The organism is Pseudomonas sp. TNT2022 ID1044 (assembly GCF_028656895.1).
Lineage (GTDB): Bacteria > Pseudomonadota > Gammaproteobacteria > Pseudomonadales > Pseudomonadaceae > Aquipseudomonas > Aquipseudomonas reinekei.
This window is the reverse complement of record NZ_JAMDHB010000001.1, coordinates 723280-742494: the sequence shown is the minus strand read 5'-3', so window position 1 is coordinate 742494 and position 19215 is coordinate 723280. Positions and strand designations below refer to the sequence as shown.

At 62.4% G+C, this 19215-nt stretch carries 6 protein-coding genes; all 6 read right to left on the bottom strand.

From position 1 onward, the window contains the following. Positions 1 to 13: 13 nt before the first annotated feature. The 6 genes from M5G20_RS03345 to M5G20_RS03320 all read right to left on the bottom strand — a co-directional run bounded on the left by M5G20_RS03345 (position 14) and on the right by M5G20_RS03320 (position 19138). Complete coding sequence (locus M5G20_RS03345; protein ID WP_273917891.1) at positions 14 to 1720, bottom strand: putative porin; 1707 nt, start codon at positions 1718 to 1720, stop codon at positions 14 to 16. A gap of 40 nt (positions 1721 to 1760) precedes the next feature. Beyond that, positions 1761 to 2465 carry an energy transducer TonB family protein gene (locus M5G20_RS03340; RefSeq protein WP_075945126.1) on the bottom strand — a complete coding sequence of 235 codons (705 nt, stop codon included), beginning with the start codon at positions 2463 to 2465 and terminating at the stop codon, positions 1761 to 1763. Between the two features lie 2 nt (positions 2466 to 2467). Continuing rightward, complete coding sequence (locus M5G20_RS03335) at positions 2468 to 2893, bottom strand: ExbD/TolR family protein (protein WP_150734321.1); 426 nt, start codon at positions 2891 to 2893, stop codon at positions 2468 to 2470. Between the two features lie 11 nt (positions 2894 to 2904). Beyond that, on the bottom strand, positions 2905 to 4716 hold the full coding sequence (locus tag M5G20_RS03330) for a DUF2341 domain-containing protein (protein WP_273917890.1): 1812 nt from the start codon (positions 4714 to 4716) through the stop codon (positions 2905 to 2907). An 18-nt stretch (positions 4717 to 4734) separates the two neighbouring features. After that, entirely contained in the window at positions 4735 to 6330 is a 1596-nt protein-coding gene (locus tag M5G20_RS03325; RefSeq protein WP_273917889.1) for a ShlB/FhaC/HecB family hemolysin secretion/activation protein, read from the bottom strand. A gap of 328 nt (positions 6331 to 6658) precedes the next feature. Then, positions 6659 to 19138 (bottom strand): filamentous haemagglutinin family protein, encoded by a 12480-nt coding sequence (locus M5G20_RS03320; RefSeq protein WP_273917888.1) that lies wholly within the window; start codon positions 19136 to 19138, stop codon positions 6659 to 6661. Positions 19139 to 19215 lie beyond the last annotated feature (77 nt).

Here is a 19215-nt window from a genome sequence, read left to right as displayed (position 1 = left end):
CTCTCCCTGCGCCTTAGAAGCGCGTGTTGATCTCAAGCTGCAAGACGTCTATATCGAACGGCGCGCCGTACACCGCTTCGGAACTCAACCAGCGACCGGTGGCATAGACGTTCTTGGCCAGACCGTAGTTGCCGCCCAGGAAATAGCCCTTGGCGTTGGTGCCGCCCAAGTGGAACGAGGAATCGTTGAAACCGTCCGGCAAGGCATCCGGCTGGATGTACTTGTAGCCGGCGAACAGGTTCCAGTCGCCCTGCTTGCGCATGTCCAGCGCGTTGCCGAGGGTGAACTGCATCATCCACGCATTGGCCCCGCTTTCGATGTCGCCATCGCTGTCGATGTTGTTGACGATCTGCCCGGCAGCACGCTTGCGCATCTCGCCCTCGTCGTAGCCCAGGTTATGAACATAATTGGCCTGGCTGCGCAGTTTGAAGTCTTCCGGCAGGTCACTGTCCCAGACGAAGTTCAGGTCCAGCAGGTTGAACTCCGAAGCCAGGCCCACGTATTGCGGTTGCGGCGTGGTCGCCGGGTTGAGCGGGTTCGGCGTGATGTCACGCAGCAGGAACACGGTGTTGCCCTTTTGCATGAACGCCGAACGGCTGCCGTCGCTGTCGCAGCCCGGTGCACCGGCCCAGGGTTCGCAAGGGCTGGAACGCTGGCCTTCGATGTCGTCGAAGCGGTAGTAGGCCAACGCACCTTTGAGGCGGTTGCTGGCGTTGATCGCCCAGTTGGCGCCGATCTGCGCGCCGAACAGCCACTTGTTGTCGCTCTCTTCCTTGTCGAAGCCGTTGCTGGAGCTGGTGTCGTTGGTGTACTCGATCGGGAATGCACCGACGGTGCCGAACATGCCCCAGTCGCGGTTGAGCTTGTGGTCGAACATCGCCGCGATACCGTCGAAGTTCAGCTCGTTGGAATACAGCATGTCGGTGGAGAAGAACGGGTTGCTGAAGCGGCCACCGGTGAGGGTCAATTCGTCGGTGGCTTTCCAGGTCAGGTAACCCTGATCGAGCCAGATGTCTTTCTTGCCGAAACCGCCACCGAGGGTCTGGGTGGTCGACACCGGGCTGTTGTCGGAACCGGTGCCGATGCGGATACCCGCCGTCCAGTCCGGCGCAATCACCGCTTTCATGCCCAGGCGCGCCCGCAGGCGCAGCATGTTTTCACGGTCTTCGCGGGTGTTGAGCAACGGTGGCAGGCCGGTGCTGCTGTTGGGGTTCACGTCGTATGGGCCGTTGTTGTTGAGCTTGGCGAAGTCGACGATTTCGTTGCTATTGGTGCCCGAGTAGTAGCGCGATTCGTCACGCAGACGGATATCGCCATCGAAGCTGACACGCGACACCCAGTCCGGAAAGGTGTTGGGCTGCGCCCAGTTTTCCTGCTTGGCGGTGGCCATGACCTCGGCCTTGACCTGATCGCGGATCTGGTCGCGCACGGCGGCCGGCACATACTGCACCCGAACATCGCCCGGTGCGGCGGTCGGCCCGCTGGCGGCAACGGCGGTGGGTGCAGCGGTGGCGGCTTTGCGGGCCTGATCCGCTTCGCTCTGGGCTTGGGCGATCAGTTTGTCAGCCTTGTCCTGCTTCAACACGCCTTGCTCTACCAGCAAGCGGATCAGATTGATCGTGGCGTTCTCCGAGGGCGCAGGCGCGGCTGCGGCCTGACCGACCAGGGTCGCAATGACCATGCCGACCGCCAGGGACAATCGATTCACGTTGGAAATCATTGGCACACAACTCCTTTTGGCAAAGCTTTTGATAATGGGGTTAACCCGGACGCCGCCCTTGCAGGGCCACGCGCATGGGCACAGTGAAAGAGGCCGGTGGCCGCTGGCTCATGCGCGGCGCACCGCGCAGTGCAGCGAGTATTTGCGCGTCGACTTCGGGGTTGCCGCTGGACTGGGCCAGCTCGACCCGAGTGATGTCGCCCGAAGTGCTCATCCACACGTCGACTTGCGCCTTGTAGGCCTGGTTGCGCAGGTCCGGGTTATCGCGCAACAAGCGCTGAAAACTGACGGCCATGAACTGGTTGTACGTGCCGTTGCCCAGACGTCCGCCGCCGGAACCGGCCATGCCATTGCCCTTGCCCGCACTGATTCCGAAGCTGTCGGTACCGGACTGGGCCTCGCCGTCCATCTCCATCGGCTTGGCCAGATCGTCCACCGGTGACGGCGGTGCTTCCTCGATCGGTTTCACGTCCTCCGGCTCCGGCGTCGGCTCGGGCTCGACCATTTTTTCTTCCACGGGAGGTTCCGGTTCCGGTGGTTTTTCCGGTGGTGGAGGTGGCGGTGGCGGTAACGGAATGATGGTCGGCACCTTCGGCGCTTCGCGACGAATGCCGCTCATGTCGTTGGCCCATTGCCACAGGAACCACGCGGCCACGCCGGCAATCAGCAACCCGGCGCCCCACTTCACAAAGCGCACGGGTGACTTCTTGACAGGTGACGGGCTGATGGGAAGTTGAGCAGTCATGGTCAGCCCTGTGTCGGTTTGCCGGTCACCAGACCGACCTGTGACAGTTCTAGACGGCGCAGCAGGTCCAGCACCTCGATGACTTTCTGGTATTGCACCGTGGCGTCACCGCGCACGATCACCGGGAAGTCCGGGCTCTGGGCCTTCTCGATACGCAAGCGGTCTTCCAGCTCGGCCAGGGTCACCGGGTAGGCATCGAGGAACACCTGGCCGCCGTCGTTGACCGAAATCGCCTTGGTCTTGGCTTCGGACAGCGACACGGAAGCGCTGGCCTTGGGCAGGTTGATCTGGATGCCCGAAACCTGTGCGGTGGCGGTGAGGATGAACATCACCAGCACCACCATCAGCACGTCCACCAGGGGCGTGATGTTGATGCTGTCCACCGCTGCGTCATCGTCATCGTCGTGGGAGGCATTTACGGAAGCCATGTCAGTGCTCCTCAGGCCGGTGCTTGGGCGTTGGTGTGGGCGTTGGCGTGATTGCCACGGCGGTGGGCGGCTTCGCTGAACTGGCTTTCGCCATGCATTTCCGCCAGGCGAGTGATGAACTCGTCGACGAATACGCGCATGTCGGCGCTGACTTCCTTGTTGCGGGTGATCAGGCGGTTGTAGCCAAACAGCGCCGGGATCGCGACGAACAGGCCCATGGCGGTAGCGAGCAAGGCCGCAGCCATACCCGGAGCGATGGCGTTGATGTTCACGTCGCCGGCCATGGCCGTACCGAGGAACACCACCATGATCCCCAGCACCGTACCGAGCAGGCCGATGTACGGCCCGCCGGCGATGGCGTTGGACAAGGTCGAGAGTTTCGAGCTGAGTGCCTGGTTTTCCCGGGTGCGCACGCCGTCCATGGAGCAGCGGATCGCTTCAATGGTGGCTGCCGACACCGACGAGGTATCGGCGCCCTGCTCGCGACGGGTGCGGATTTCCTTGACCGCCACCAGGTACAGGCGCCACAGCGACGAGTGCTGCAGGCGCAGGGCGAGGTCCTGGTCGTCGGCGAACATTTCCAGGCGGGTACCGACCTTGGCGAACTGCTCGCGGAACGCTTCGTTGGCCGCCGAGACACGGCTGACCATGCGGTTCTTGCGAACCATGATGAACCACGACTGGACCATCATCAGCACCAGCACCGCGATGATCACCCAGGCGTCCAGCGGCACGGCGTTGAGCAGGAAACCGAGGCTGCCGAAACCGTAACCCGATTGCTCTTCGTCAACACCATAGGCCAGCAGTTTCGACTCGGCGCCCTGGGACGTGGCATCGGCCAGCAACTGCGCGGCAGGTCGGGCGACTTTCGACAGACGCAGCTCGTCGATCGCGCCGGCAAACGGCAGGTAAGCGCTGGCGGACACGTCGGCACCAATGGCCATGACCGAATTGAATGCCGGCATCGCCACTGCCAGGCTCGCGGATTCACGGCCATTGAGGTAGAGCGAGACCTTGCTGCCTTCAGCGGTCAGCGCCAGGTGCTGCCATTGACCGGGGTTCAGGGCCTGGGTCGACACGGCGCGCTGACCGTCGATTTCAACGAATGGCATACCCTGATTCAAACCGACCAGCAGACTGTGTTCGCCTTCACGACGGGCCAGAACCAGTTGCTCGCCATTGGCCTGATCCAGCTTCAACCAGGCGCTGAAGGTGAACGCGCTGCCGGCGTTGTGCTGCAACGATGGATTGGCCGGCAACAGCAGCGGCTGACCACTGAACTGCAAGGCACGACCGATCACACCGTCGATGCTCGTACCGGTGGCGCTCTGCGCGGTGTTGCCGTAGGCGGTGGTGTCCTTGGCCGGCGTCCCGGTGGCACCGTCGAAATGGTAGAGCGCGGTGTAGTTCGGATCGAAGGTCAACTGACCGTTACCGGTGGCCGCTGCCTTCTGGTTGCCGTAGTACATCCAGATGTCCTGGCGCTGACCGCCCTCCACTTTCGGTACATCAATCCACACCAGCGCCATGCCCATCAGCGCATCGAAACTTTCGACCTGGTGGTTGAGCACGGTCTTGTCATCGGCGGCGACGAAGCGCAGGTCGGAGCCGTCTTCCTTGACCCCGTCGAAGGTGAAGTTGCCGGTGTGCAGGCGCACCAGCAACGCGGTACGCCCCAACGCCTCGTTGATCGCCGCGCCCTGGGGCGTGGTGTCGACCGAGACCTGTTTGCGGTAGTGCCAATCGTCTTGCCACCACGCCTGGGCGGTGGCCGGGAGCACGAAGCTCAGGCACATCAGGAAAGCGAAAAAAATGCGCTGCATGAAAATGTCTCCGTAGGTTCAGAATGTCGCTTGCAGGTTGAAATGCAGGCGCGATTCCTGTTTCGAGGTATTCGGCCCTTCGAGCAGCGGATAGCCCCAGTCGAGGCTGCCGGACAACCATTTGCTCAAGCTCGCGCGGGTGCCCAGGCCAACACTGGCGAGGGCGTAATCGGCGTCCTGGTCGGGAAGTTCGTCGCGCAGGTACAACTGGGCGCCTTCGGCGAAGGCATAGAAACGCCACTCCTGCACGTAAGTGCCGAGGTACTTGGCGAGGGATGGCGTGCGCAGTTCCTGGCTCAGCAGGTAGCCGTCGTCACCGGTGCGTTCGGCCGCCAGGTAGCCGCGTACCGACGTGGCGCCACCGGCGGAAAATTGCTCGTTGGACACCAGCGGCCCGGAAGCGAGTTGGAACGACGCCTTGCTCGCGGTCTGCCAGTCATTGCCGAAGGTGTAGGTGTATTGGGTATCGCCCTTGAGCACCGCAAAACTGGGGCTGGCGCGATAGCGTTTGTAGTCGAAGTCTTCGTCGGAACTGCCGTAGCCGAGAAAGCTGCGAGTGCCCGCCACCAGGCTCAGGCCGAGGCCTAACTGCGAGCTTTCGGTGTAGCGAAAGCCGTTGTAGGCGAAGGTGAACGGCGCGTACTTGAGCGGCACCTTGTCGCTGTCACCGGCGAAATCCAGTTGCTCGTCGAAGTCCTTGAAGTCGATGCCGGCCGACAGCGAGTTGGACCAGTTGCCACTGGACGGCAGCGTGTAGATCGCCGACACGCCGTAGGAATGCCCCTTGCCCAACACGTTGCTGCCGCCGATGGTCGCAACGTTGCTGTCGGACTGGTAACCGGCAAACTGCACGCTCCAGCGCTCGCTGAGCGGCGCGGTGTAGGAACCGGACCAGACCTTGGCGTTGGAGGTGTCCTCGGGCGCGGTAAAGAACGTCAGCGACACGCTGTGGCCCAACTGCCACAAGTTGTTGTAGCCGAGGCTGGCGACACTGCGCAGCTTTTCGGTGTCGGCGCTGTAGTCGTTGTTCAGGCCCAGACTGGCTTGCCACGGGTCCTGGTCTTCAACCTGCAAGTCGACGTCCATGGTCCCTGGGCGTTGACCTTCGCGCACCAGCGGCATGACCTGGCGACCGGGGTTCTTGTTCAGTTCTGCCAGTTCAGTCTGCACCTGGGCGAAGTCCGGCACCTGGCCTTCTTTCAGCGCCGGTACGTCGTCGCGAATTTCCACCGGAGAATAGTGCTTGGCGCCGACGACACGAACCCGGCCAACCTTGGTTTCGCTGACTTGCAGATAAACGATGCCGTCCTCGACCTTCTGCTCCGGCAACTCCACGAACACCGATTGATAGCCGTTGGCCTGATACGCCTTCTGCAACGCATCGCGGGCACCTTCGATATCGGCCAGGTATTTTTGCGGACCGAGAAACGGATACACCGCCTCTTCGATCGTACGGGCATCGAGCACGGTGTTGCCGCGCACGAAGTATTCGTTGACGTCGACCGGCCTGGGTTCCGTCGGCTCGACGCTCTGCTGCGCCCATGCCGGCTGTACGCCCGCCGTCACCAGCAGCCAGCCCCACAGCGCCAGCCGTGACTTGAAAAAATCGTTCACACCACCCCCTGAATTCGAAGTACCGGTAACCGTCTGCGCTGCGGCAGGCTGGCTGACTGCCTGGCTCCCGGCGTCCCGCCATCGGCTGGAAAAGTGGCCTTTCGGCCGCCTCAAGCACGTCACATAGGCATGACCTGAATGGCGTTGTGCTACCGAACTTTTGTCATCAAAGCTTCATTTCAAAGATGGGTGGATGGCGTTGAAATGAGATGATTGAGACAGCAAAGAACCCTGTAGGAGCAAGCTTGCTCCTACAGGGTCTTGTGTGAATTTGACGCACAAAAAAAAGGCGACCCGAAGGTCGCCTCTGATCCTGCTTGAAGGCGCGTTACAACGTCAGATTGCCGCGTTCTTCTTCCGTCAATTGCCCCCGCGCCCGCTCATCCAATGCGCCGGCACCCAGCACCTGCACCGGGCTATCGGGGTTGTACCCAGGCGTCGGCGCACGGCTTGCACCGTCGCTGCTCGGTGTCAGCGGTTCGTTGCCCAGGCTCAGTACTTGTACCGTCACGATCGACGGCAGGTTTTTGCGTGCCGCGGCCTGTTGCTGGCGTGACATGTCCTCGGCCGCTTGCGTGGCGGATGTAGCCGCGGAGCTGGCCGACGTGATCGCCCCAGTGTTCACCGACGCCGTCACCGGAATGCCCGACGACTTGCCCTGCACCTGGATGTTCGCCGCGTTGACCACCCGCAGGGCGATGATGTTGATGTTGCCCGACACCCGGATCCCCGCCTCGCCCGCATCGATCGTACCCAGCGGTGCGATCAGGTCGATGTCGCCCGGGGGCACTTCGGCAATCGGGTTGAGCGTGGCGATACCGGCACCGGTGCTCGGCACGGTCGGCGACAGCGTCACGTTGCCCCAGGTGTCGTAGATACGTTTGGGCGGCGTGAACACCACGGTGGTTTTTGAACCCCGGCCGGCGTTGATGTCGCCTTCGGCCGACCAGCCGAGAATGCTGCCGCCGAACGTGGTCATGACCCGGCTCTGCCCAAGCAGTATGCTGCCCTGGGAATACAGCTGAATGTTGCCCTCGCCCTGGGTGACGATCCCCGCCGTGGACGGCGGCGCCGCACCTTCGACACCGAACACCTGGCCACCGCCGGGAGTGAGCATCTGAATGTCACCGCCGAACAGCGTCTTCACGCCTGCGCCGCCGTACAACGTGATGTCGCCGTCGTAGCGAATGGTATTGCCCGCCACATCGGTCGTCGGGAACAACGCCGCAATCGCGTTGCGACCGCGCAGGTAACTGCCCTGGCGCGGACCGTTTGCATCGGCGTATTCCAGGCCACCGGCACGCAACTCGGCGAAGTACACCTGACGAGCGAACACGGCTTGCTCGGTGCCCGGCAGTGCGGCGTAGAACGCCCGTGCCTGTTCTGCATTGCCGTTAAAGCCGTAGCCCAGAGTCAGCCAGGACAGCAGTTCTTCATCGTAGGTCTTGACCACCTTACCCGGTTGATCGCTGAGCGGCGTACCGCCGGCAGCCTGGTTTTTCGGGTCCAGATAGCGGGCGATGAAGCGGCCGTAATCCGGACCATCGGCCCCTGCGCCCGCCTGCAATACAAGGCTGGCACCCGGACGGTTATCACCCGCCATTACTGGCCCGATACTGGTGATGCTGGCGCGATCTTCCATCAGGATATTGCGCCCGGCATTGATTTCCAGCGTGCCGGGGCCGGCAATGTCGAAACTGCTGTAAAGAATGTCGCGACCGGCGGACACGCGCGAGACATCGTTCGCGTTGTTGTGGATGAACAGGTTGCCCGTGGCGGTGACGGTGTCACTGCTGTTGCCCATACCATCGCGGTTCACGGCCTGTGGCTGTCCGACGGTTGTACCCGACGCGACGATATCGCGTCCGGCCAACATCCAGACCGGCCCGGCCGCTTCGTACCAGGTGCGTTTGGAGTTGCTGAAACTCAAGGTTTCGCCACTGCGAACGCCAACCAGATCGCCGGTTAGCGCGTAGAACCGCGCAGGGGCCTGAACCCCACTCAAGCCTGAATAGCTCTCGGCACCGAAGGCGAACAATGGATAACGGCTGTTGAGTCCGGGCGAGACGCTATCAGCGCCGCTATTAGACATCAGCGTTATCACTCGCTGACCATCCTTGGCATAACCATTGAACGCAGGCGTAAATGGCGTAGCGATGGACAGCGGGCTGGCACCCGATTGATTGATTGCGTAGCCACCGGCATAGATGGAATCCCCTGCCAGCAATTCAAGCTGCCCGGAGTGTGAGGGTGCCAACAACAAGGAGTACGAAATGCCCGGATAGTTACTCCCCCCACCATAGAAACCAGCAGACGGACCGGCATAGATTGAACCTTGCCCGGCGACTGCTCGCAGGATCGAGGGCATAACGAATCGATTATCGGTGGGTGAAGTATTGCTACCGCTAGGGATCGTTGAATTGTTGATCGCTTCAGCCATCAATGTACTTGGCGTGAGATTGCCTCCCGCCGAGAAAAGATCGATGGCGGTGTGATCGGTCCACAACGAGAAGCCTGTCAAACCACCGCCCGCATGCACCACCCCATCAGGCGTAGTGAACGATGTGGAGTTCTGCAGTACTACCCGACCAGGGTCCGCCGCGCCTCCCAACACCAAATCACCTCGGGTATTGAGCTGCATGCCCGAGTCCCCCGGAATCAACACCAGGCCGCCGGTTGCGCTGCTGGTGGTGGCCGTAAACGGATCGTAGCCGCGAGCCTCGCGCTGGTCCTGGTTGCCTGAGAATGAGCCGTACTGCAATCGGATTCCACCCACCGCCGATGCGCTCAATTGTGCAGCTCCCCGCAGGTTAATCAGCGCGCCCTGCAGATCATGAATGGGGGTGCCGACACCGGTCGCTCCCGCCCTGGCTTGCAGTGACGGGTTGAGCGTGCCGCCGATGCGGATATCCATGTCACCGCCACCGGTCAGTTGCAGGCTGCCGTCGCTACCTACGCGCCCGGTGCTGCCTACCGCCACAATAAGTCCCTGGCTTCGAGGGTTTTGATTCGTACCGAAGACGTCTCCCAATGGCCTGAGCATGCCGCTATCAGCGCCTGCCCTGAGGCTGATGTTGCCACCACCCAGCGTGCCAAAACCGGTGAACCCCACCAGATAAGGTTCGGGTTCCACATCTGATGCAAGAGGCAGGCGAGTTGCATAGCTACCGAAATTGATCCACCAGGCTGTCGGCACGTCATTGCCAGCAGTGCCCTGACGCCATAACCAGTTACCTACGGCAACGCTCGGGTTTTGCTCGCGCACTCCACCGAGAGAGAGTGCCTTACGTCCGACAGCATCACCGGACACAGAACCGCCCGCATTGATTGTCAGGTTCCCGCCCATCTGCGGAAACCAGGCCTGATAGAGGCTGTCGCTGCCGCCATTGACCCATTTTTCATAGTCACTGCCGGCACTGCCCAGCACCGAGCCATCGTCTGACATTCGCCCGCGAGGCTGGTTGTAACGTGGGTCGATATTGCTGGACTGAGTACCGGCGGTGTACACACCGAAGGGTGAATCCATGCTCAGGTTACCGGCGGCCATCAGGTCCAGATCGCCGGTGCCGGTTCGCAGTACGCTGAACATCTGAGTGTGGGCGTTGACAGCGGTGCCTGGTTTGCTTTCAAGGCAAAGCGACGGATCAATATCAACGCACCAAAACATATCATCGGCGTTAACGGGTGAGTAATCGGGAAACCCCATGTAATTGCCAGGCGCCCAGGTCCATCGAGCCATCGGTGCACACGCTGTAGCGTCAATCTCGCAAATAATCAGGTACTCATCAGGCACAGGCTCGTACGGCGCGAATCCATAAACGTTATCCACGCCCCATACCAGCTTCGCGGCTGTCTCGATCACTTTAAGACCGTAGTGAGTATCGGCCAGGCGCAAGTTGCCCTCAGTGGTAACGGGCTTAACCGCTCGGTTGTCAGCCGCGCCCAGATCCGCACCCGCTACCACCCGTGTCGACCACGACGCACTGCCCGACGGCAACATGCTCGCCACCGCCCAGTTGCGCCCTTGCTGGGTGCCGCTCAGTGGGCGCAAATCGATATACGCAGTGCCATCCGCCAGTTTCACATCCGTCATGGACGGAATCAGCGAACCACGCAAAAGTGCCAGCGAACCGCTGAGCTTCACGCCCGCCGTTGCGTTGTCGAAAAACGTACCCGGCAGCGGCACGCCTTTAGGCCACAGCAGGCCTTGCAACGCGGTGGCCTTGTTCAGCCGCGTACCCGCGCCAAGAAGACTGCCCGCCGGCAAGGTGACGTCGGCCCCCAGCAATGTACCGGCGGCGTACAACAGATTACCCGCCGCGTCATGCACCGCCCCCGCCAATACCGTACCGGCGCTGAACGTGTACGTCTCGGCCAGCACGCCCTGAGTGGGTAACAGCGTGCCACTGGCCAGTGTCGCGGCCTGGATCGGCAAGTCGTAGTTCAACGTGGCACCGATCGGGTATTGGGTACCGTCAGCAAGGGTCACACCCGCGCCCGGCACAATCAGGTCGCCGCCGAACGGCTGCACACCCGGCACCAGTTTCCAGCCGGTGTCATCGACGGTTTCCGGTGGTGGTGCAAAACCGTCGTTGATGCTGCCGTAGATATCCAGGTTGCCACCGGCGCGAATCACCAGGCTGCCGGCCTCGCCGGAACCGTAGACCGAGGTTTTCTGGGTGTGCGGGTTGAGACTGGCGTAACGGTAGCCGGACAAGTCCAGATCGCCTTGCACCACCAGATCGCCGTCAGTGGTCTTGCTGGCTATTTCCACGCCGGGACGCAGGTGGAAGGCATCGGCGTAGGCGGCGTTATTCAGGCCGGCCAGTTTGCGTTGCAGCAAATCCGTATTGGCCAGGGCTGCGTTGATGAACGCGGTGCTGTCGACGTGAATGCCGTCCAGATAAGCCTGGTCGATGACCTGGTACGGACGACCGCTGGCGGCCGGGTCGGTGCCGTCGGCGGCATCAATGTAGCGGCGCGTGGCGTTGAGCCCAATGGAGCGCGCACCTTGAATGTTCAGCGCACCGCTGGCATCGATAGCGATATCGCCAGCACCCACACGCGGTGCGTTGAGTTCCAGTGTGCCCCGCGCGCGACCGTCATGCTGCCCCGGCAAATTACCGATGGCGACGTCGGTGCCGTGACGCAAGTCGATCCGCGCACCGGAGGCCAGCGTCAACAGGCCATCGCCGGCGTTCAGCTCGACCATGGCCCGGTTCGGTGCGTCGATGATCTTTCCGTAGCTATCGACCCGCAACATCTGGCCATGGGCATCGAGCACCGCGCTGCCGGCCACGGTCAGGCCATTTTTGCCCGACAGGCGAATGCTGCCGACGCGCTCGCCACTGGCGTCGATCAGGCCCACGACGGTAAGGCTGCCGTTGTCCACCGAGACATTGACCTCGCCAGCCTTGAGCCCGTCGCCAATCACCAGATTGCCTTGCTTGAGCTGGAAGCTGCGGCTACCAAACACTTGCCCGGCATTGAGCCGCTGGTTGAGCGCGGCGAATTCGCCGTTGAGGTCACCGCTGCTGCCCAGCTGCTGCGCGCGAATATCCACACCGCCCGCCTTGTAGGGCACCCAGGTGCCGCCCGCATCGTAATAGCCGCTGCTGTTGCCGAGGATTTCTCCCTGCAGATCGACCACGCCCGCACCGGTGGCCAATGCCACGGCACTCAGGTTACCGGCCTGGTTGTTGACTGCCGACAGGTCGATGCGCGAACCGGCGGCCTGGCGGATATTGCCGTTGCTGCTGTACAGGGCCACGTCGCCGCCCCAGCTGTATTTCTTCACATCGTTGAACGGCAGCGTGCGTCCTGCCACGTCCAGTTCAGCGTTACGGGTCAGCGTCACATCGCCCTCGGACTTGACCACCAATTTGCCGCTGGCCAACACGATGCGGCCGTCCAGCAACACGTTGCGTGCTTCGAGATTCAGCTCCGCGCCCAAGGCATCGGCGACGGCAGTGCGGTCGCCGGTTTGCGACGTCAGGGTCAGGCTGTTGCCCGCCTTGAGCAGGTTGACCGAGCCGGCTTCACCGGTGAGCAGCGGCGTGCGCAGGTTGAGGTTGCCGCCGCTGTAGGCATAATCCTTGACCGGGTCGTAAGCGCCCTGTTGTTCGTAAACGGCCAGGCTGCCCTTGTGATTGGCGGTGATGCGTTCGCTGGCATTGAGGTTGACGTTGGCAAAACCCAGCGCCAGGCGATTGTTCTGGTCCAGGCCATTGGGCTGCGGATTCGGGCCATAGCCGAACTCGATGCGTTGCGCCTCGATATTCAGCGTGCCATGGCCGGTGCCTGCGCCGCCGTTGACCACGGTGCCGGGGGCCTGGGTCGCGCCGTTCCAGATCAGGTTGGCGGTGCGAATGGTCGCCACATCACTGGCATCGCCCAGGCCGTAAATGGCCGGTGTCACCAGTATCAGGTTTTCCAGGCGGCTCTTGCCCGTTTGTGGGTCCAGGGTGTCGAGAGTCACGCCGCCAATGAAGTTGAATGAATCGCGGGTGGTCAGGCTCAGGGTTTCCAGAGCCGGCGCACCGAATTGCGTGTCGCCGCGCAGCAGTCGATCGAGGACGTTCTGGTTCAGGGTCAGGCCGGCCGGCAAGCGACCGCTCGCCGCCGCAAGCGCTTCGGCGCTGCCGGCGTTCACCGCGCCGACGGCCAACGCCAGGTGACGCGTACCGAAACGCACCGCTTCGCCCAACTCAAATTGATTGTCGGTGGCTGCGGTGATGCTGCCGTTGGAATAGAGCAACGAAGGATTGATGCAACCCTGCGCCGGGCAGGTGCCGATCCGGATACTGCCGGCGCCCCCTCCGTTAGTGCCCGCGTCCGGCGCCAGCACATTGGTCCAACCGTTGGACACCATCAACAAGCTGGCTTGCCCTGGCTGATAGATGAAGCCCGCCGTGGAGTCATAGGGCACGTTCCCACGCCCCAGCGTATTGATGCCCGCCCCCGCTTCAAGGGTAATGCCGCCAGTGAGGCCCGTCGTCCACAGGACGACTTCAGGCGCCGAGAGCATCGCCCCCTCGCGCAGGTCAATGCTCCTGGTATCACCTCTGAATTGAATGAAATTACCCGCAGTGTCGTATTGCACAAACGGCGTTGCACCGATGGCCAAACGCCCGGCATCAAGATTGTTAAGGGCGTCGGCATACAACGAAACACCGTCGAAACCCTGAGTGCTGACGGCACCCGTGCCAAGAATTTCAAAAGCCCATGATCCCCTTACCGCTGCGGTGCCGAGCACACCACCCTCGGCGGCAGCGAACAATGCCTTGCCGTTGAAATCAAGGGCTGTGTCACGATCACTTGATTTGAACAAAAACGTCAGTGATTTGCCGTCCAGGGTCGTCTGCCCGCGCGGCACCCCGCGACGTGCAGCGTCGCTGTTAACGAATTGGTTGTAGCTGGTTTCGTTGTATTGGGAATAGCGGCGCAGCACATCCGCCGACGTCAGGATGACCTGGCTGGAAAGACTGTCACGCAGCCCGGTGTTGGCAATCGACATTTGCCCGGAACTTGCCCAGGAACCATTGCGCATTTTCAGCGCGCCGTTGATTGCTCCCGGCGCTGCCTGACCGTTGACTTCGACCCGGAAGGCGCCGGGCAGCAAGGCAAAGGTCGATGGCAGCAAGGTATAAGTGCCCGCCGCCAGGCCTGGAACACCGGCACCGATGCTGATCTGCTGGCCAATGCGTGGATCACTGGCGCCCGCCTCGCCAAGCATCGGTGCATAGGCGTTCTGATTGCCTGGCACGATGGCATACACCGGGTTACTGCTCAGGCCCGGCAGGCTGAACGTGCCATCAGCCGCGTTGCGAACCAGTGGGTTGAAACGCGCATCGGTAGAACCGCCACGCCCGGAGACAAACCCGGCACCGCGCAAATCCCCGCCCCCGGAAAGGTCGATCAACGAGCCTGTTTGCGCATCGACGTACTGGGCACTCAGGACCACCCCGGTATTTTCGTTGGCAATCCCTTGCAGCACCACGGACTGGCCGTTGTAGCGGTAGTCGGTGCCATCGGTTGTGCCGCCATACGGCATGACCAGTCCGGCGCCGCTGACCGAGGTCACGCTGCCCGGCAACAAGTGAATGGCCCGGGTATCGCCAAAGGCATCGTTACCCAACGTGATCAAACCCAAGGGTGCGCGAATGACGCCGCCTTGCTCGATATTCCCCCCGTACAGTTTCAGCCTGCCGAACACCGAATAAGGCGGCACGGCCGGTGCCGCACCATTGCCACTGATGCTCAGCGTACGGTCGGGATCGATCCTGCTCTCGCTCTGATACCCGGCGCGTATATCGGACCAGACCCGAGTGCCCGGATAGATCTGCGCCGCGCGCAAGTGCAAATCACCGGCCGTCCACACCCTGGAACCCGTCTGTAAATCCGGCTTTGCGAGCATACGTATGTCGCCACTGCTGTCGAGGGTGACCAGGTCAAAACTGCGGCGACTGACCGCCATGGTCGCCCCGTTGAGCAACTTGATCAGCCCGTCACTACCGAACGAGAAGGCGTTGCCCAGATCAAGAAGATTCGCGCTGGCGTTGAACTGCGCGGCCGATACCCGGTTGGTGGGGGTGTTCAGCACTCGAGGGCGGGTTAACGCGCTGGGAGGGGTGTAATACTCACCCAACCCCGACAGGCGCACGTAAGGCGCAGCCAGATTAATGCGCGCGGTATCTTTGGAGCTTTCGGCGAGGGACAGTGATCCGGCGTACAGGCTCAGGCTCTGGTTCATGTGCAGATCGACATCACCGTCGAACGTCAGCAGGCCGTTGCTCAGCAGGCTCAGGCTATCGAAGCCGCCGGTCATCAATTGATCGGCGCTCAGTCGGGTGTAGCCATAACGCAACGGTGCAGCGGCCTCTCCAGGCCGCAAATCGGCGGGTAGCCGCACGTCGTCCGGCCCTTGGCCAATGATCAGCTCCCTGGCTACCCGAACAGCGTTGTTTCCCTGAGTATCGCGATACAACGGCGAATCGAGGGCGATCTCCAGACGTCCCCCGGCTGCACCGGCCCCACCAGCAGCGGCACGCAGGGTGCCGTCGATGAACAACCCGTTGTAGGAACTCAAGGCAATGCGCCCGCCGTCCGTGGCGACCCGGGTCGGACCAGTGCCGGCAATATCCAGCACGGCCTCGGCACCGGACGCCTCCAGACGAGCGCCCGGCCGCACGATCACATAGGCATCCGCCGACGTCGCGGTGGCCTTTTTAGCGTCGATCTCGCCGCCAATGATGATGCTGCCGCCCTTGCCCACCTGACCGTAGACCCGGCCGAGCGCATCGACCGCCGTAGTTGCGCGCCCCGCCACATCCAGCACTGCATGGTCACCGATCCAGATCGAACGATTATGAGCTGTCGGATCCGCCTCCTGCTGCGAGCTCTCTACATCAATCGAACCGAACTGCTGCTGACGAATGTCGAGGGTGCCGCCCCAAGCGTTGAGTTCACCGTCAACGGTGAGCTGCCCGGCACTGCGCAAGTTGATGCGCTGGCCGGGATCGACGCTGATGCGCGCGCCTTGGCCGATGGTCAACAAACTGTTCAGCGGGTCTATCTGATTGATCTGGCTGCCGCCCGCTTGCAGTGACAGACTCGCGCCGCCGCGTTGGGTCAGCACGCCTTTGGCCGGGTTCTCCTGGAACAGGCTTGGTGTCCACAGCTCCAATGCCGTCAGCGGATCGGCGCCACCGGTTTGGTTCGCTGCCGAATCGGAAAAACGGTAGACCGGCATGGACACGTCGACCACCGCATCGTCTGCCACTTGCAGGGTCGTAAGGCCGATGATGTTGTAAGCCGAGAACCCCTTGTTGAACGTATCCGCCGCCAGTCGCAAGGTGTGATCGGCAAGAGGGCCGTCAGGCTCGCCGATCAACACTTTGTTGGCCTGAATCTTCAGCGTGCCACCGCCCGTGACGCCATAACCGCGCACGTCACCGTTCATGACCAATTGCGATTGGCCTGGCAGGGTATCCGCACTGGATTCAAGGGAGACGTCGCCGCCCTTGCCGCCCCGGGTCTTGCCATTGCTCAACACCGCACCGCCGGACGAAACGTCGATGACGCTGCCACTGGCCACGGTGATATCGCCGGTGCTGCGGATCGACACCAGGCCACCATTCAGATAGGCCAGGTTGTTGGCATCGGTCGGATCGATACGCGCGTTCACCCACAGACCACGGGTGTCCAGGTGCACACCTTCGGCCACGGTCGTATGCGTGGGTTTGCTCGTTTGCGCCAATTGGTTACCCAGCTGCAGGCTGCCAGCGCGGGCGGTCAGGTCTGCATTGACCTGCACATCCTGCCCGTACAGGGTGATGTCACCGCCGGTGTCCACGGTCACGGCTTCATTGACTTCAACCTTGTCCTTGGCCGCGACTTTCAACGCGCCCAGACGGAAACCATTGACCATGTCGGTATCAAGGAACAGCTTGCCTTTGCGGTCGTCGGACACCGCGCCGGTCAACCCCAGGTCGCTGCCATCGGCGGGACGCTCACCACCGATCTGCACCTGATCGAGCATGGCGAGATGCTGATACACCAGGCCATTGGTGGTGGCCGACCAACTTGGATCATAAGTACCGACGATCAACTGCGCCCGCCGCGCCCTGGCCGTCTGCGCCTGGTCATAACCGTCGAGCCCGGCACGAGGCGCCTGGATCTGACGTTCACCCTGGAACACGTCGCCCACCAACTGGCCATCAAGTACGGCGTTGTTGGTGGCGATCACCAGTTGCCCGGCGTCGCGTCCTACCGAGTAACCCGTCTCGAAGCGTTGTCTCGGCGCGATCAGCGGGTTGAAGAAATAACGGGTCTGGCCCCAGCGCTCGCTATGGTCCTCATAACCTTTGTAAAGGCCGGTGTAGAGAATGTCGCCCGGTGCCCGCGAGACTTCGTACAAACGGCCATCGGCGCCACGCAACCAGCTCTGGCGAATGAAACCGCTTTGCACATCGAGGGTGCCGCCGGACAGATTGATCACCGAGCCCTTCTCGGTCACCACATCATTGCCGGTGAAACTGACCGTGCCACCCTGGGCCATCCACTCGCCGATGCTGTGCCCCTGAGTGCCAAGATAGCCGCCGACTTCCAGCAGACCACCGGCCGTGTACCAACGGTCAGTGGCATAGCCGTTGGTGCCGGCCGGCACGAAAATCAGCTCGCGCACATCGACCCACACGTCATTGCTGTTGAGTGCGCCACTTTCGCGGTTGATCGAGGAATCGCGCTGCTCGTTGCCCTGCACGTTGATCTTGATGTTGTTGGCTTCCATCGCCACTTTGACGCCCAGCGCCCCGGACACATCGATCAGCGCACCGTTGCGCACAAGGCTGCGTTGGCCCGCCGCCACCGCGACCTGACCGCCCGTGGCAAGGGTGATCGAACCGTCCTGAAACTCCACGGTACCGCCGCTGCCGATGTCGATGCGCGACTGATCGCTGCGGATACGGTTGTTGAGCGTCACCCCGGTCAATGCGGCATCGTGCTGACTGTCGAGAGCGGTCAGATCACTGCTGTCGAGCATGATCGCGTTGACGCTGCCCTGGCCCAGAGTCACGCTGCCGCTGGTGTCGGTCGCCGGGTTGAGCAGATGAATGGTGCCACGGGTATTGACCGAGGTACTCGCCAGCAACACGCCGTTTTGCACGACTTCATGACCGGTCATGGTGATGTCGCCGGTCGAGGCCTGGATCAGCCCGGTGTTGCTGACCTTGCCCGAACCACCGGCCTTGAAGCCAGGAATGACCTCACTGCCAAACGTGGTGGAAAAACCATTGCCTTCAGTGCCCGAGCCTTTGCGAATGTAGAAGCGGTCACCGGCGCCGAGCACGGTCTGGCCCTTGGCGGTGTTGATGGTGCCGGCGTTTTCCACCTCATTGCCGAGCAGCAGCACGTAGCCACCGGAATCGGTGGACAGCGTCGGCTTGTGAGTCTCAATCCGCGCGCCACGCTCCACCAGCACTTTGCCGGCGGCATCGGTAAAGGTCGGCTGGCTGCCGGTGCTGTCGAAATACAGGCCACGGTCGCGGAACTGGGCGTCGCTGATATTCGTCGCAGCCGCCACCAGGTTGCGCACGTTGACCTGGCTGGTGCCACTGAACACGATGCCATTGCGGTTGACCAGCATCACCGTGCCGTCACCCTTGATCTGGCCCTGGATCTGGCTCGCCCGCGCGCTCGGGTCGTTGACCCGGTTGAGCGCCGCCCAGTTCGACTGCTGGGCGAATTCCACCGTGGTATCGCGGCCGACGTTGAAGGTTTCCCAGTTGAGAATGGCCTTGTCGGCGGTCTGCTCGATCCTCACCGTGGTCTTGCCATCGGCCTGTGTCTGTTGCGGCCCCTTGGCATTCTGCCAACCCTGGGTCAGGCCGGTATCGACCTTCAAGCCGCCCTCGCCCAGTCCGTCCGGCACGAACTTCACCGTGGCGAACGCCGCTGCCCGTCCGGCGGCCTGCGCGGCCTGTTGCGCAGCAATGGCGGCCACGGTGTTGTTGAGCGTCTGCACCGAACGCTCCAGCTGTTGCCGGGCACGTTGCTGTTGCGCCAGCGGCGGTGTCATGCCCGGCAAGCCACCCGCCGGACGTGCTGCCGCGGCCTGTTGCGCCGCGCCCTTGGCGGCAAACCAGCTGGAACTGAACGCGGTCGCCGCCTCGGCACTGCCGGCCACCAGGCACAGCGCAATCGCCTGCGCCAGCGGCTTGAGCAACCACAGCGCCGGGTCCACCGAACGCGCAGCGTCACGGCGGGCAGGCAAGGAATGGGTATTGCGACGGGCTTGGCGAACGAGCATCACTACTAGGTCCTTTTCAATTGGCGCAAGAGGCCGCAGGCCGAGTAGAACCTGCTGTTACGACATAGGCGGTTATC